17 protein-coding genes are annotated in these 14,628 nt (G+C 68.0%); 1 reads left to right on the forward strand and 16 read right to left on the reverse strand.

The window, feature by feature from the left end:
- Positions 1–22: 22 nt before the first annotated feature.
- From glmM to C6N31_RS02785, 4 genes are all read right to left on the reverse strand, one after another.
- Complete coding sequence (glmM, locus tag C6N31_RS02770; protein ID WP_138352924.1) at positions 23–1,381, reverse strand: phosphoglucosamine mutase; 1,359 nt, start codon at positions 1,379–1,381, stop codon at positions 23–25.
- 117 nt (positions 1,382–1,498) lie between these two features.
- Positions 1,499–2,047 (reverse strand): 30S ribosomal protein S9, encoded by a 549-nt coding sequence (gene rpsI / locus C6N31_RS02775; protein ID WP_138352923.1) that lies wholly within the window; start codon positions 2,045–2,047, stop codon positions 1,499–1,501.
- Positions 2,048–2,089: 42 nt separating this feature from the next.
- The gene (rplM, locus tag C6N31_RS02780) at positions 2,090–2,533 is read right to left on the reverse strand and encodes a 50S ribosomal protein L13 (RefSeq protein ID WP_138352922.1); all 444 of its coding nucleotides are present in this window, start codon (positions 2,531–2,533) and stop codon (positions 2,090–2,092) included.
- A 279-nt stretch (positions 2,534–2,812) separates the two neighbouring features.
- Positions 2,813–4,432 (reverse strand): ABC-F family ATP-binding cassette domain-containing protein, encoded by a 1,620-nt coding sequence (locus tag C6N31_RS02785; protein ID WP_138352921.1) that lies wholly within the window; start codon positions 4,430–4,432, stop codon positions 2,813–2,815.
- Positions 4,433–4,556: 124 nt separating this feature from the next.
- Between C6N31_RS02785 and C6N31_RS02790 the strand changes: the two genes are divergently transcribed.
- The gene (locus C6N31_RS02790) at positions 4,557–5,780 is read left to right on the forward strand and encodes a hypothetical protein (RefSeq protein WP_187144983.1); all 1,224 of its coding nucleotides are present in this window, start codon (positions 4,557–4,559) and stop codon (positions 5,778–5,780) included.
- Between the two features lie 10 nt (positions 5,781–5,790).
- Here the strand turns inward: C6N31_RS02790 and truA are convergent, their stop codons facing one another.
- The 12 genes from truA to rplO all read right to left on the reverse strand — a co-directional run bounded on the left by truA (position 5,791) and on the right by rplO (position 14,627).
- Complete coding sequence (gene truA, locus C6N31_RS02795; RefSeq protein ID WP_198357081.1) at positions 5,791–6,636, reverse strand: tRNA pseudouridine(38-40) synthase TruA; 846 nt, start codon at positions 6,634–6,636, stop codon at positions 5,791–5,793.
- A gap of 106 nt (positions 6,637–6,742) precedes the next feature.
- Positions 6,743–7,261, reverse strand: coding sequence for a 50S ribosomal protein L17 (gene rplQ, locus C6N31_RS02800; RefSeq protein WP_138352919.1), 519 nt, complete (start codon positions 7,259–7,261; stop codon positions 6,743–6,745).
- A gap of 152 nt (positions 7,262–7,413) precedes the next feature.
- Positions 7,414–8,436, reverse strand: a complete 1,023-nt coding sequence (locus C6N31_RS02805; RefSeq protein ID WP_033177813.1) for a DNA-directed RNA polymerase subunit alpha — start codon at positions 8,434–8,436, stop codon at positions 7,414–7,416.
- A 116-nt stretch (positions 8,437–8,552) separates the two neighbouring features.
- Positions 8,553–9,179 (reverse strand): 30S ribosomal protein S4, encoded by a 627-nt coding sequence (gene rpsD, locus C6N31_RS02810; RefSeq protein WP_138352918.1) that lies wholly within the window; start codon positions 9,177–9,179, stop codon positions 8,553–8,555.
- Positions 9,180–9,205: 26 nt separating this feature from the next.
- Positions 9,206–9,610 (reverse strand): 30S ribosomal protein S11, encoded by a 405-nt coding sequence (gene rpsK / locus C6N31_RS02815; RefSeq protein WP_138352917.1) that lies wholly within the window; start codon positions 9,608–9,610, stop codon positions 9,206–9,208.
- Between the two features lie 99 nt (positions 9,611–9,709).
- Entirely contained in the window at positions 9,710–10,090 is a 381-nt protein-coding gene (gene rpsM, locus C6N31_RS02820) for a 30S ribosomal protein S13 (protein WP_138352916.1), read from the reverse strand.
- 173 nt (positions 10,091–10,263) lie between these two features.
- Complete coding sequence (rpmJ, locus tag C6N31_RS02825; RefSeq protein WP_003956441.1) at positions 10,264–10,377, reverse strand: 50S ribosomal protein L36; 114 nt, start codon at positions 10,375–10,377, stop codon at positions 10,264–10,266.
- Positions 10,378–10,436: 59 nt separating this feature from the next.
- Positions 10,437–10,658 carry a translation initiation factor IF-1 gene (gene infA / locus C6N31_RS02830; protein ID WP_014047798.1) on the reverse strand — a complete coding sequence of 74 codons (222 nt, stop codon included), beginning with the start codon at positions 10,656–10,658 and terminating at the stop codon, positions 10,437–10,439.
- A 288-nt stretch (positions 10,659–10,946) separates the two neighbouring features.
- Positions 10,947–11,783 carry a type I methionyl aminopeptidase gene (gene map, locus C6N31_RS02835; RefSeq protein WP_138352915.1) on the reverse strand — a complete coding sequence of 279 codons (837 nt, stop codon included), beginning with the start codon at positions 11,781–11,783 and terminating at the stop codon, positions 10,947–10,949.
- A 90-nt stretch (positions 11,784–11,873) separates the two neighbouring features.
- Positions 11,874–12,533 carry an adenylate kinase gene (locus tag C6N31_RS02840; RefSeq protein WP_138352914.1) on the reverse strand — a complete coding sequence of 220 codons (660 nt, stop codon included), beginning with the start codon at positions 12,531–12,533 and terminating at the stop codon, positions 11,874–11,876.
- The gene (gene secY / locus C6N31_RS02845; protein ID WP_138352913.1) at positions 12,533–13,846 is read right to left on the reverse strand and encodes a preprotein translocase subunit SecY; all 1,314 of its coding nucleotides are present in this window, start codon (positions 13,844–13,846) and stop codon (positions 12,533–12,535) included. The genes C6N31_RS02840 and secY overlap by 1 nt, the downstream gene beginning before the upstream one ends.
- Before the next feature lie 316 nt (positions 13,847–14,162).
- Entirely contained in the window at positions 14,163–14,627 is a 465-nt protein-coding gene (gene rplO, locus C6N31_RS02850) for a 50S ribosomal protein L15 (RefSeq protein ID WP_138352912.1), read from the reverse strand.
- Position 14,628 lies beyond the last annotated feature (1 nt).

The raw sequence follows: 14,628 nt of genomic DNA on the forward strand, positions 1-14,628 counted from the left end.
GGCGCTACTTTCGCGACACGCCCTAGCCGAGGACGGACTTCACGACGTCGGCCAGCCGGCCCGCGACCGCGCGGGCGTGGTCGATGTCGGCGGCCTCGACCATGACGCGGACCAGCGGCTCGGTGCCGGAGGAACGCAGCAGGACCCGTCCGGTGGTGCCCAGTTCGCGCTCGGCCTCGGCGACCGCGGCCGCCAGCTCGGGAGCGGTGTTGACCCGGCTCTTGTCGACGTCCGGAACGTTCACCAGCACCTGCGGGAGCCGCTGCATGACGCCGGCCAGATCGGCCAGCGTGCGGCCGGTGGCGGCGACGCGGGCGGCCAGCATGAGGCCGGTCAGCGTGCCGTCGCCGGTCGTGGCGTGGTCCAGGATGATGACGTGGCCGGACTGCTCGCCGCCCAGCGCGTAGCCGTGCTCCTTCATCGACTCCAGCACATAGCGGTCACCGACCGCCGTCTCGACGAGGTGGATGCCCTCGCGTTCCATCGCCAGCTTGAAGCCGAGGTTGGACATGACGGTGCCGACCACGGTGTTCTCCCGCAGCCCGCCCCGCTCGCGCAGGTCCAGGGCCAGCACGGCCAGGATCTGGTCGCCGTCGACCTCGTCGCCGTCGGCGTCGATGGCCAGGCAGCGGTCCGCGTCGCCGTCATGGGCGATGCCGAAGTCCGCGCCGTGCTCGACGACGGCGGCCTTGAGCAGTTCGAGGTGCGTGGAGCCGCAGCCGTCGTTGATGTTCAGGCCGTCGGGCTGGGCGCCGATCGTGATGATCTCGGCGCCGGCCCGGGAGAACGCCTCGGGCGACACCCAGGCGGCGGCGCCGTGCGCCTCGTCCAGGACGATCTTCAGTCCGTCGAGGCGGTTCGGCAGCACCCCCATGAGGTGCGCGACGTACTGGTCGAAGCCCTCGGTGTAGTCCTTCACGCGGCCGACGCCGGAACCGGTCGGCCGGTCCCAGGGCTCGCCCGCGCGGTGCTCCTCGTAGGTCTTCTCGATGCGCTCTTCGAGCTCGTCGTCGAGCTTGTGGCCGCCGCGGGCCAGGATCTTGATGCCGTTGTCCGGCATCGCGTTGTGGCTGGCGGAGAGCATCACGCCGAGGTCGGCACCCAGCGCACCGGTGAGATACGCCACCGCTGGGGTGGGCAGCACACCGACCCGCAGGACGTCCACGCCCGCGCTCGCGAGGCCCGCCACGATGGCGGCCTCCAGAAACTCCCCCGAAGCACGCGGATCGCGTCCGACCACGGCCACCGGCCGATGACCCTGGAACGAGCCCGCCTCAGCGAGCACATGAGCCGCCGCGACGGACAGGCCGAGCGCCAGCTCGGCGGTCAGGTCCGCGTTGGCGACGCCGCGCACGCCGTCCGTGCCGAAGAGTCGTCCCACTGTTATTCCTCCGAGTATGGGAACCATGGGCGTTACCGACAGATATACGCCCTGGGCACTAAAAAGCGAACGCCCCGGAGGCGCACAAAGTGCCTCCGGGGCGAACGCCGAGCGTGATTAGCGCTTGCTGAACTGCGGCGCCTTACGGGCCTTCTTCAGACCGGCCTTCTTGCGCTCGACCGCACGGTCGTCACGCGTCAGGAATCCGGCCTTCTTGAGGGCGGCGCGGTTGTTGTCCGTGTCCGCCTCGTTCAGCGCACGGGCAACACCCAGGCGCAGCGCACCGGCCTGGCCGGAGATGCCGCCGCCACCGATACGCGCGATGACGTCGTAGCGGTTGTCCAGCTCAAGGAGCTTGAACGGCTCGTTGACTTCCTGCTGGTGCACCTTGTTCGGGAAGTAACCCTCGAGGGTGCGACCGTTGATCTTCCACTTGCCAGAGCCCGGCACGATGCGGACACGGGCGATGGACTGCTTGCGGCGGCCGGTGCCGGCTGCCGGCTGCGGGTCGCCGAAGCGGCCCGCGAGAGACTCGGAGGTGTACTCCTCCGGAGCCTCGGACTCCGAGGTGTACTCCGTAGGAGCCTCCTCGGACCCGAAGGCCTCAACGGTCTCGGTGGTGTCGTCAGCCTCGACGACGGGGGCCTCGGTAGTGGTCTCAGCCACGATTCTCCTCAGATGCTTTCTGCTGGTAGCTGGTGGCCGGGACTACTGCGAGACCTGGCTGATCACGAACGGGACCGGCTGCTGCGCAGCGTGCGGGTGCTCGGCACCCGCGTAGACCTTCAGCTTCGAGAGCATCTGACGGCCCAGGGTGTTCTTCGGGACCATGCCCTTGATGGCCTTCTCGACGGCCTTCTCGGGGTTCTTGTCGAGCAGCTCGTCGTAACGGACGGAGCGCAGACCACCCGGGAAGCCAGAGTGGCGGTAGGCCATCTTCTGGGACTTCTTGTTGCCGGACAGGTGAACCTTGTCGGCGTTGATGATGATGACGAAGTCACCGGTGTCAACGTGCGGGGCGTACACAGGCTTGTGCTTGCCCCGGAGAAGGTTCGCGGCCTGAGAGGCCAGACGGCCCAGGACAACGTCCTGCGCGTCGATGACGTGCCACTGGCGAGTTACATCGCCGGGCTTGGGGCTGAACGTACGCACGGTCGTAGCCTTCGCTTCTTCAGAGAGTGGAGTCCTGACAAGGCCACCCGGACGATCACGACAGCCCTGGCGGTACTCGGGGACGCAACCCGGTACTGCCGCTGGTGTTCGGCCCGGCGGACCGGCGTAAGGGCCTCTCACGTGAGAACGAGCAAGCCAATACGCATAACGAACTCGCAGAATACCCGGCTTCGACCGTACGGGTCAAAACGCGGCCCAATGCCCTGGTCAGGAGCTTGTCGTCAGCCGTCCGTCACCTGGTCGTCACCGCCCGCGGCCCTACCGTTTGCGCTCCACCCGGCGCTCGTCCCAGACCGGCTCCGTCGACTCGCGGACGAATCCGTCCGAGCCGAAGACCAGATAGCGGTCGAAGGACCGGGCGAACCAGCGGTCGTGGGTCACCGCGAGCACCGTGCCGTCGTAGGCCTCCAGGCCCTCCTGGAGGGCCTCGGCGCTCTCCAGGTCAAGGTTGTCCGTCGGCTCGTCCAGCAGGAGCGCGGTGGTACCCGCCAGCTCCATCAGGAGGATCTGGAAGCGGGCCTGCTGGCCCCCGGAGAGGCTGCCGAAGTTCTGGTCGCCCTGCCGTTCCAGCTCGTAGCGGCGCAGCACGCCCATCGCCCGGCCGCGGTCGTGCGCGTTCTCGGTCCACAGGATGTCGACCAGCGAGCGCCCCTCCAGCTCCGGGTGCGCGTGGGTCTGCGCGAAGTGGCCGGGCACCACCCGGGCGCCGAGCTTCCAGGAACCGGTGTGCCGGACGTCCTGGCCGGCCAGCAGCCGCAGGAAGTGTGATTTACCCGACCCGTTGGAGCCGAGCACCGCGACCCGCTCGCCGTAGTAGATCTCCAGGTCGAACGGCTGCATCAGCCCCGTGAGCTCCAGCCCCTCGCAGGTCACCGCCCGCACCCCGGTACGGCCGCCGCGCAGCCGCATCTTGATGTCCTGCTCGCGCGGCGGCTCCTGAGGGGCACCCGCGTCCTCGAAGCGCTTCAGCCGGGTCTGGGCCGCGTGGTACCGCGACGCCATGTCCGGACTGATCGCGGCCTGCTGGCGCAGCCGGAAGACCATCTGCTTGATCTTGGTGTGTTCTTCCTCCCACCGGCGCCGCAGCTCCTCGAACCGCGCGAAGCGGTCCTTGCGCGCCTGGTGGTACGTGCCGAAGCCGCCGCCGTGCACCCAGACGTCGGAGCCCGCGGGCCCCGGCTCGACGCTGACGATGCGCTCCGCGGAGCGGGCCAGCAGCTCCCGGTCGTGGGAGACGAACAACACGGTCTTCTTGGTCTGCGCGAGCTGTTCCTCCAGCCAGCGCTTGCCGGGTACGTCCAGATAGTTGTCCGGCTCGTCCAGCAGCAGCACCTCGTCGGTGCCGCGCAGCAGGGCCTCCAGCACCAGGCGCTTCTGCTCACCGCCGGAGAGCGTCTTGACCTCGCGCCACTGCGCCCGCTCGTACGGGACGCCCAGTGCGGACAGGGTGCACATGTCCCACATGTTCTCGGCCTCGTAGCCGTGCGCCTCCGCCCAGTCGCTGAGCGCGTGCGCGTAGGCCATCTGGGCCGGTTCGTCGTCCTGCGCCATGATCGCCAGCTCGGCCGCGTCCACGGCCTTCGCGGCCGTCCTGATCCGCGCCCGCGATACGGAGACCAGCAGGTCCCGGACCGTCCGGTCGTCCCGGACCGAACCCACGAACTGCGGCATGACGCCGAGCCCGCCGCTGATGGTCACCGAGCCGCCGTCCGGCTTGAGCTCTCCCGAGATCAGCCGCAGCAGGGTCGTCTTGCCCGCGCCGTTCGCCCCGACCAGAGCGACCTTGGCGCCTTCTCCCACCCGGAACGAGACGTCGCCGAGCAGCACCCGTCCATCCGGAAGGTAGTACTCCAGGTGTGCCGCCTCTACATGTCCCATAGCTCTGGATTCTCGCCCCTGCCAGGGCCCGGGCCCAAACCGATTTCCAGCACCCGGACAGCGGTGCCCGGGACCGCCCGGATCGGGCGTCCGCGTCACCCGTTCGCCGAATATGATGCGCGTCATGACTGATGGGCCCACGCCTCCCCACGACCCGCGCCAGGGCTTCACGGCGCCCACCCCGCCCGAGTCCGGGGGCGAGGGCCGGCGCGAGGTGCTGGAGGGGCGGGTCATCCCGTCCCGGCCGCTCCCCTACCAGGCCGGGCCGCCCGCGGCGGGCGCCCCGCAGCCACCGCGGATACCCGACGGCACGGCACCGCAGGCACCGGCGCAGCCGGACCCGTACGGCCCCGGAGCACAGGCCCGGCCCCCGGCCGGCGCCCAACAGCCCGAGCGGGCTCAGCAGCAGGCCCAGCAGCCCCCGCAGGGCGACCCCGGCGCACCGCAGGCTCCCGCCTGGGCCCCGCCGACGAGCGGCCTCGGCGCCGCCGGCGCCCCGCCGGCCTTCCCCCAGCAGTCGCAGGGCCCGGCGGCCGGCCCCGGCGCCTTCCCGCAGGCCCCGCAGTCCAACGCCCCCGACTGGGGAGCGCTCGCCGCGCAGCGCGAGGCCGCGGCGAAGCGCCGCAAGCTGTTCATGGTCGGTGGCGGAGCGCTCGCCGCGGTGGCCGTCGCGGGGATCGTCGCGGCCGCCGTCGTGGCGTCCAACAAGAGCGACGGCAAGCCGAAGGCGGGCCCCACCACCACGGCGCCCTCCCAGCCGCTGCCGCCCGAGCCGTCCTTCTCCTCGGTCGCGCCGCCGCCCCCGAAGAACCCGCTGGACTACATCTCCACGGCCAAGAAGGACACCGCCCCCATCAGCGCGGAGACCCTCTTCCCCGGCAAGCTGATGACCATCGCGGGCCGCACGTACACCAGGACCGCCGGCACCCAGACGACGAGCTGCGCCGCGGCGGCCACCGACGGCCTCGCCACCGCGCTGCCGCAGAACCACTGCCGCCAGGTGATCCGGGCGACGTACGTGCTGGGCGGCTCGGCGGTCACCGTCGGCGTCGCGGTCTTCGACGACAAGGCGCCGGCCGACAAGGCCAAGGCCACCCTGCACTTCCTGCTGCCGCTGAACGGCGGCGGAGTCGCCGCGTTCTGCCACAACGTGTCCTGCTGGACGACCTCCAACGCGGTCGGCCGCTACGCCTACTACACGATCTCCGGGCCCAAGAACGGCACGACCGCGACCAGCGCCGACACCGCGTCCAAGCAGGCCGGGATCGACGCGTCGAACTTCGCCTTCGAGCGCATCGTGCAGCGCGGCAAGGACGCGGCGGCGCGCGACACGGCCGCCGGGAACTGACGGCGGCCGCTCAGAGGCAGCCGGGCAGCGTCCGCAGATTGCGGGCCAGCAGGTTGCGGGCCGCGAGCTGGTCGTCCGCCGGGTAGCCGACCTCCTCCAGCGTCAGCCCGTGCGGGCGCACCACATTGACCGCGGAGTTGCGGACCCCGGCGGCCAGCACCTCGCCGGGGAACTCCGCCGGCCGGTGCCCGTCCCCGACCAGCAGCATGGAGCCGACCAGCGCCCGCACCATGTTGTGGCAGAACGCGTCGGCCCGCACGGTCGCGACGGCGATCCCGTCGGGCGTGCGCTCCCAGTGCAGATCGAGCAGCTTGCGGATGGTCGTCGCACCCTCGCGCTTCTTGCAGTACGCCGCGAAATCGTGCTCGCCCAGCAGCTTCCCTGCCGCCTCGTTCATGAGGTCCACGTCCAGCGGCCGGTCGTGCCACAGCACGTGCCCGCGCAGCAGCGGGTCGACCCCGGCCTGCTGGTCGCCGACCCGGTACGCGTAACGCCGCCAGACGGCCGAGAACCGGGCGTTGAAGGCCCGCGGGGCCACGGCGACCCGCCACACCCGCACGTCCTGCGGCAGCTTGCCTGCGAGCCGTCTGAGCAGCTTCTCGCCGTGCTCGGCCCACACGTCCTCGGCCAGGTCCAGGTGCGCGACCTGGCCGCGCGCGTGCACTCCCGCGTCCGTGCGGCCGGCCACCGTCAGGGAGACCGATTCCCGCAGCCGCATGACGGTCTGCAGCGCCGCCTCCAGGTCGCCCTGCACGGTGCGCCGGGTCCGCTGCTTCGCCCAGCCGGAGAATTCGGCCCCGTCGTACGACAGGTCCAGCCGCACCCGTACGAAACCGGGCTCCACCTCGTCGCTCACCGTGCGGTCCTCTCGTGCCGATGGTGCTGATCATGCCGTGCATGCGGAACGGGCCCGCCCCCAGAAGCTGGGAGCGGGCCCGTCCGTAGTACGCCGAACGCCTGGATCAGGCGTCCTTCGACTCCTCGTCGGCCTTCTCGGCCGGCTTGGCGTCCTCGACGACCTCGTCGGACTTCGCCTCGACGGCGTCGTCCTTCTTGAGGGTGTCTTCCTTCACCGCGCGCTTCGTCGCGGCTTCGGCCTCACCGGTGGCGGCCTGGGCCACGGTCAGGGCCTCGACCAGCTCGATGACCGCCATCGGGGCGTTGTCGCCACGACGGTTGCCGATCTTGGTGATACGCGTGTAACCACCGGGGCGGTTCTCGTAGCGCGGGCCGATCTCCGTGAAGAGCGTGTGCACGATGCTCTTGTCGGTGATGGTGGCCAGCACCTGGCGACGGTTGTGGATGTCGCCCTTCTTCGCCTTGGTGATGAGGCGCTCCGCGACCGGACGCAGACGACGCGCCTTGGCCTCGGTGGTGGTGATGCGGCCGTGCTCGAACAGCGCCTTCGCAAGGTTCGCGAGCAGGTGACGCTCGTGCGCGGCGCTGCCGCCCAGACGGGCACCCTTGGCGGGCTGAGGCATGGTCTTTCTCCTTCTTTTCTGCACCGGCCGGATCAGGTACCGGTGTCAGTGTCCGACGGGCGTGTGCCTGCCAGAAGTCCTTGCCGAACCGCGCGGAGGCGGGGACCAGCGGGGTGAACCGCGGTCGGGCCCGCCTCCGCGACGGAGTCGGATCAGTACTGCTCGGTCTCCACGAAGCCGGCGTCCACGTCGTCGTCGGCGCCGAAGGCGTCGGCGGCGGCGGTGGGGTCGAATCCGGGCGGGCTGTCCTTGAGGGCCAGGCCCATGCCGGCCAGCTTCGCCTTGACCTCGTCGATCGACTTCGCACCGAAGTTGCGGATGTCGAGCAGGTCGGCCTCGGAGCGGGCGACGAGCTCACCCACGGAGTGGATGCCCTCGCGCTTGAGGCAGTTGTACGAACGAACGGTGAGCTCGAGCTCCTCGATCGGCAGCGCCAGATCGGCGGCCAGAGCGGCGTCCGTCGGGGACGGGCCCATGTCGATGCCCTCGGCGTCGACGTTGAGCTCGCGGGCCAGGCCGAACAGCTCGACCAGGGTCTTACCGGCCGACGCCATGGCGTCGCGCGGGCGCATGGCCTGCTTGGTCTCGACGTCGACGATCAGCTTGTCGAAGTCGGTGCGCTGCTCGACACGGGTCGCCTCGACCTTGTACGTGACCTTGAGCACCGGGCTGTAGATGGAGTCGACCGGGATACGGCCGATCTCCTGGCCCTGCTGCTTGTTCTGGACGGCGGAGACGTAGCCGCGACCGCGCTCGACGGTCAGCTCCATCTCCAGCTTGCCCTTGGCGTTCAGGGTGGCCAGAACCAGGTCGGGGTTGTGCACCTCGACACCGGCCGGGGGCGCGATGTCGGCGGCGGTGACGACACCCGGGCCCTGCTTGCGCAGGTACATCACGACGGGCTCGTCGTGCTCCGAGGAGACGACGAGCTGCTTGATGTTGAGGATGACGTCGGTCACGTCCTCCTTGACGCCCGGCACGGTGGTGAACTCGTGCAGAACGCCGTCGACCCGGATGCTGGTGACAGCGGCACCGGGGATCGAGGAGAGAAGCGTGCGGCGAAGGGAATTTCCGAGGGTGTAGCCGAAGCCCGGCTCCAGCGGCTCGATCACGAACCGGGAGCGGAATTCGTCGACGACCTCTTCGGTCAGCGACGGACGCTGAGCGATAAGCATGATGTTCCTCCAGTCATCGGCATCCGCTATTTGATGCCGAGGGGTACTGCAAGGGTACGGGCGGCAGGACCCGGTTGGGTTCTGCCGCCCGTATCGCTGAGCTTTCGCTCCAAGGACTACTTGGAGTAGAGCTCCACGATCAGCTGCTCCTGGACCTGCGTGTCGATAACAGGCCGCTCGGGCAGCGAGTGCACGAGGATCCGGAGCTTCGACGGGATCGACTCGAGCCACGCGGGCACGGTCTTCTCGCCGGCCTCGGCGGCAGCGACCACGAACGGGGTCATCTGACGCGAGGACTCACGAACCTCGACGATGTCGTTCACAGCCACGCGAGCCGACGGGATGTCGGTCTTGCGGCCGTTCACGGTGATGTGTCCGTGACGAACCAGCTGACGGGCGTGGTCGCGGGACTTGGCGAAGCCGGCCCGGTAGACCACGTTGTCGAGACGGATCTCAAGGATGCGCAGAAGGTTCTCACCGGTCTTGCCGGACTTCTGGTTCGCTTCCTTGTAGTAGTTCACGAACTGCTTCTCGAGTACACCGTAGATACGGGCACACTTCTGCTTCTCGCGAAGCTGAAGGAGGTACTCGCTGTCCTTGGTGCGCCCGCGGCCGTGCTCACCCGGGGGGTAAGGACGGATCTCGATCGGGCACTTTGCGCTCTCGCACTTGCTGCCCTTGAGGAACAGCTTCTGCTTCTCCCGACGGCAACGCTTGCAGTCGGCCCCGGTGTAACGCGCCATATTGTCTTGTCTCCTACTTCAGGTGGTCAGACGCGGCGGCGCTTGGGCGGGCGGCATCCGTTGTGCGGAGTGGGGGTGACGTCCTGAATCGAGCCGACCTCGAGGCCAGTGGCCTGGAGGGAGCGGATCGCGGTCTCACGGCCGGAGCCGGGACCCTTGACGAAGACGTCGACCTTGCGCATGCCGTGCTCCTGCGCGCGACGGGCAGCCGATTCGGCAGCCATCTGTGCGGCGAACGGAGTCGACTTGCGCGAGCCCTTGAAGCCGACATGGCCGGCAGAGGCCCAAGCGATCACGTTGCCCGAGGGGTCCGTGATCGAGACGATCGTGTTGTTGAACGTGCTCTTGATGTGGGCGTGCCCATGAGCGACGTTCTTCTTTTCCTTGCGGCGCACCTTCTTGACTGCGCCCTGACGGCCCTTCGGAGGCATGTATTACTCCCGTGGAGGTGGTCGGTCCTGAGCGAACCGCTTTCTTCTGCGGAGATCCGGGGTCGCCCCCCGGCGGCACCGCAGTTGCGTCCGCTAGGACTACTTCTTGCCCGGCTTCTTCTTACCGGCGATGGCGCGACGCGGACCCTTACGGGTACGAGCGTTGGTGTGCGTGCGCTGACCGTGGACCGGAAGGCCACGACGGTGACGCAGACCCTGGTAGCAGCCGATTTCCACCTTGCGGCGGATGTCGGCCTGCACCTCGCGACGGAGGTCACCCTCGGTCTTGAAGTTGGCGTCCACGTAGTCGCGGAGCTTGACGAGGTCTTCCTCGGCAAGGTCGCGAACGCGGATGTCGGGGTTCACACCAGTGTTCTTCAGGGTCTCCTGGGCACGGGTGCGACCGATGCCGAAGACGTAGGTGAGGGCGATCTCCACGCGCTTCTCACGCGGGAGGTCAACGCCGGAAAGGCGTGCCATTCATGGCTCCTGTTGATTCGGAGGTCTTCCGCAGTACCGTTCCCGGCCGCCGTACGAGGTACGTTCCGGGTCCTCGGCCCCCGCCGAAGGTGTCGTCCCGGCGTACCGGGACGGGTGACTGCGTAATTACTGTGTGTGCGTCGCGGGAAGAACTGCGAGTTGCAGGTCGTGCGTCAGCCCTGGCGCTGCTTGTGGCGCAGGTTGTCGCAGATGACCATGACCCGACCGTGACGGCGGATCACCTTGCACTTGTCGCAGATCTTCTTGACGCTCGGCTTGACCTTCATGTGATGTCAGGTTCTCCGGGTCGTGCCATCGCCCCACGGGAGCGGGGCAGCAGCGAGATCTACTTGTAGCGGTAGACGATCCGTCCGCGCGTCAAGTCGTAGGGAGACAGCTCCACAACGACCCTGTCATCGGGAAGGATGCGGATGTAGTGCATACGCATCTTGCCACTGATGTGCGCGAGGACCTTGTGACCGTTCTGGAGCTCCACCCGGAACATCGCGTTCGGGAGAGACTCGATCACGGTGCCCTCGATTTCGATGGCACCTTGCTTCTTGGCCACGCTTCGCCCTTCGAATCGGCTACCTTGATCGGCCCAGGTAAATCACGCAGACGTGCGGGTATACATGAGCCGACGTGTCAGTCTACGGCAGGCACCCCGGAATGACGAATCCGGGGTAGATGCCCACGTTGGGTGATCGTTACTCCACCCGGCCCAACAGCGTCCGACGATCGTCCGGACTCACCCGAGCGGGTCGAATCCTCTTCATGCCGCTCTCGCGGGCTCGGCGCCGGAGCGCCTCACAAGCTTCGAGCGGCTGCGTCCGACCCCGTCCGCCGGGGCCTCGGCTCACCCGAGCGGGTCGGGGGCCGCCGTGATCCCGTACTCCGCCAGCTTCGCCTTGCCGCCGTCGACGGCGGTGAGCACCAGCGGGCCCTGCTCGGTCAGCGCGATCGAGTGCTCCCAGTGACTGGACCAGGACCCGTCGTCGCTCTTGACCGTCCACTCGTCCTCGAGGACGTGGGTGTGCGGGGTGCCGAGGGTGACCATCGGCTCGATCGCCAGGCAGACACCCGGCACCAGCTTGATGCCCCGGCCGCGCTTCTTGTTGACGTAGTTCAGCAGATGCGGGTCCATGTGCATCTCGGAGCCGATGCCGTGGCCGCCGTACTCCTCGACGATGCCGTACTTGCCGGACGCCGGCCGCGGCTGGCGGCGGATGTAGCCCTCGATCGCCGCCGAGACGTCGGAGAGCCGGTTGCCCTTCTTCATCGCGGCGATACCGGCCCACATGGACTCCTCGGTCACCCGGCTGAGCTCGATGAGCTCCGGAGCGTGACCGGTGCCCACGAAGGCCGTGAAGGCCGCGTCGCCGTGCCAGCCGTCGATGATGGCGCCCGCGTCGATGGAGATGAGGTCGCCGTCCTTCAGGACGGTCTCCCGGTCCGGGATGCCGTGCACCACGACATCGTTGACCGAGGTGCAGATGTTGCCGGTGAAGCCGCCGTACCCGAGGAAGTTCGGCTTGGCACCGTGCTCGGCGATCACCTTCGCGGCGATCTCGTCGAGCTCCTTGGTGCTCACGCCCGGAACCGCGGCCTCGCCGCACGCCCGGTGGATGGCCGCGACGACCAACCCCGCCTCGCGCATCTTGGCGATCTGCTCCGGGGTCTTGATCTCGACCATGCCTGTGGCCCTCTCTGAAAAAGTCGTCACTCAAACAGTACGGCCGCGGTGCCACCTGGGCACCGCGGCCGACCTGTGTACGTGTGGGTACTACGCGCTCTTGTTGCTCTTCAGTGCGTCCATCGCCCGCTGGGTGACTTCCGCGACCGGACCGAGCGCCGAGATCGTCGCCACCAGGTCCTGCTGCCGGTAGTAGTCGATGATCGGCTCGGTCTCCCGGTGATAGACGGCGAGGCGGTTGCGCACGGTCGCCTCGGAGTCGTCGTCACGCTGGTAGAGCTCGCCGCCGCACTCGTCGCACACACCCTCGACCTCGGGCTTCTTGTACGTGATGTGGAACGTGTGCGCCGTGTCCTTGCGGCAGGTGCGCCGGCCGGCGATGCGCTTGACGACCTCGTCCTCCGGGACCTCCAGGTCCAGGACCCCGTCGAGCGCGATACCGCGCTCGACCAGGAAGGCGTCGAGCGCCTCGGCCTGGTGGACGTTGCGCGGGAAACCGTCGAGCAGGAAGCCGCCCTCGGTGTCCGGCTCGTCGAGCCGGTCCTTCGCCATCCCGATGGTCACTTCGTCGGGCACCAGGTTGCCGGCGTCCATGTAGGACTTCGCCTGCTTGCCCAGGGCGGTGCCCTGGCTGATGTTCGCGCGGAAGAGGTCGCCCGTCGAGATGTGCGGGATCGACAGGTTCTTGGCGAGGAACGCAGCCTGCGTACCCTTGCCGGCCCCAGGCGGCCCGACGAGGACGATTCGCATCAGCGGAGGAACCCTTCGTAGTTGCGCTGCTGGAGCTGGCTCTCGATCTGCTTCACGGTCTCCAGGCCGACACCCACGATGATCAGGATGCTGGTCCCGCCGAACGGGAAGTTGGTGCTGCCGTTGAACAAGGCGATGGCAACGGTGGGAACGAGAGCGATGAGCCCCAGATACAGCGATCCCGGCCACGTGATCCTGTTCAACACGTAGCTCAGGTATTCAGCAGTAGGTCGACCGGCCCGGATGCCCGGGATGAAGCCACCATACTTCTTCATATTGTCGGCGACTTCCTCGGGGTTGAACGAGATCGCGACGTAGAAGAAGGCGAAGAAGACGATCAGCAGGAAGTAAGCGGCCAGGTAGGCGGGGTGATCGCCCTTGGTCAGGTTGACGCTGACCCACTGGGCCCACGGTGCTGTCGACCCGCTGAACTGAACGACGAGGGCCGGAATGTAGAGCAACGACGAGGCGAAGATGACGGGAATCACACCCGCCTGGTTCACCTTGAGCGGGATATACGTGGACGTTCCGCCGTAGGACCGCCGGCCGATCATGCGCTTCGCGTACTGCACCGGGATCCTGCGTTGCGCCTGTTCGACGAAGACCACAAGGGCCACCATCACCAGGCCGATCAGGATGACGATGAAGAACTCGAACCAGCCGCCCATGATCTTGCCGGAGCTCTTGATGGACCACAGGGCGCCCGGGAAGCCGGCCGCGATCGAGACGAACATCAGGATCGACATACCGTTGCCGATGCCGCGGTCGGTGATCAGCTCGCCGAGCCACATGATCATCACGGTACCGGCGGTCATCGTGACCACCATCGTGACGGTGGTGAAGATCGACTTGCTGGAGATGATGTCGTAGCGCTGGGTGCAGCTGGAGAAGAGGCTGCCGCCGCGGGCGGTGGCCACCAGGCCGGTGCCCTGCAGGATCGCCAGCGCCACGGTCAGGTATCGGGTGTACTGCGTGATCTTCGCGGTGCCCGCCTGGCCCTCCTTCTTGAGGGCTTCGAGGCGTGGGATCACCACGGTCAGCAGCTGCAGGATGATGCTCGCCGTGATGTACGGCATGATCCCGAGCGCGAAGATGGTCAGCTGGAGCAGTGCACCACCGCTGAAGAGGTTGACCAGGCTGAAGAGGCCCTGCCCGCCGCCCGCGTCCTTGATGCACGCGTTGACGACCTTGTAGTCCACCCCTGGCACCGGGACGTGCGCCCCGAGCCGGAACAGCACCATGATGCCCAGCGTGAACAGCAGCTTCTTGCGCAGGTCAGGCGTTTTGAACGCCTGGGCGAACGCGGTGAGCACGGTGCCTCCTGCACCTTCCGCGCAGCAGGGCGGAAGGGTCGGTCGAGATGGTCTGTCACGGACGGCGGATCACCGGCCGGGATGGGGCGCGAGGACAGTCTGCGGGCAGTTTCGCCAGTCGACCCAACGGACTCTAACAGCGCGTGGCGGTCCGTATGAAGCGCGTGTCTCCCCCAGTTGGCGATCGCCACCCGGTAGAGACACGTCAGGGTCGTACTTGCGCAGTTTGTCCTTCGGTGCCTGCTACCGAATCGGGCCCGTCCCTCCGAGGAGGAACGGGCCCGATTCGGTCGCTGTCAGCAGCAGTCGCCGAGACTCAGATGAGCTCGGTGACGGTGCCGCCGGCAGCAGCGATCTTCTCCTTGGCGGAGCCGGAGACGGCGTCAACCGAAACCTGCAGCGCCACGGTGATCTCGCCGGTGCCGAGCACCTTGACGAGCTGGTTCTTACGTACCGCGCCCTTGGCGACCAGATCGGCCACCGTGACCTCTCCACCCTCGGGGTAGAGGGCGGTGAGCTTGTCCAGGTTCACGACCTGGAACTCGACGCGGAACGGGTTCTTGAAGCCCTTGAGCTTCGGCAGGCGCATGTGGAGGGGCATCTGCCCACCCTCAAAGCGAGCCGGAACCTGGTAACGGGCCTTCGTGCCCTTGGTACCACGACCAGCGGTCTTACCCTTGGACGCCTCGCCACGACCCACACGGGTCTTGGCGGTCTTGGCACCCGGGGCGGGACGCAGGTTGTGGACCTTCAGGGGGTTCTGCGGGTTCTCAGCACCCATG

The organism is Streptomyces fildesensis, assembly GCF_016107395.1.
Lineage (GTDB): Bacteria > Actinomycetota > Actinomycetes > Streptomycetales > Streptomycetaceae > Actinacidiphila > Actinacidiphila fildesensis.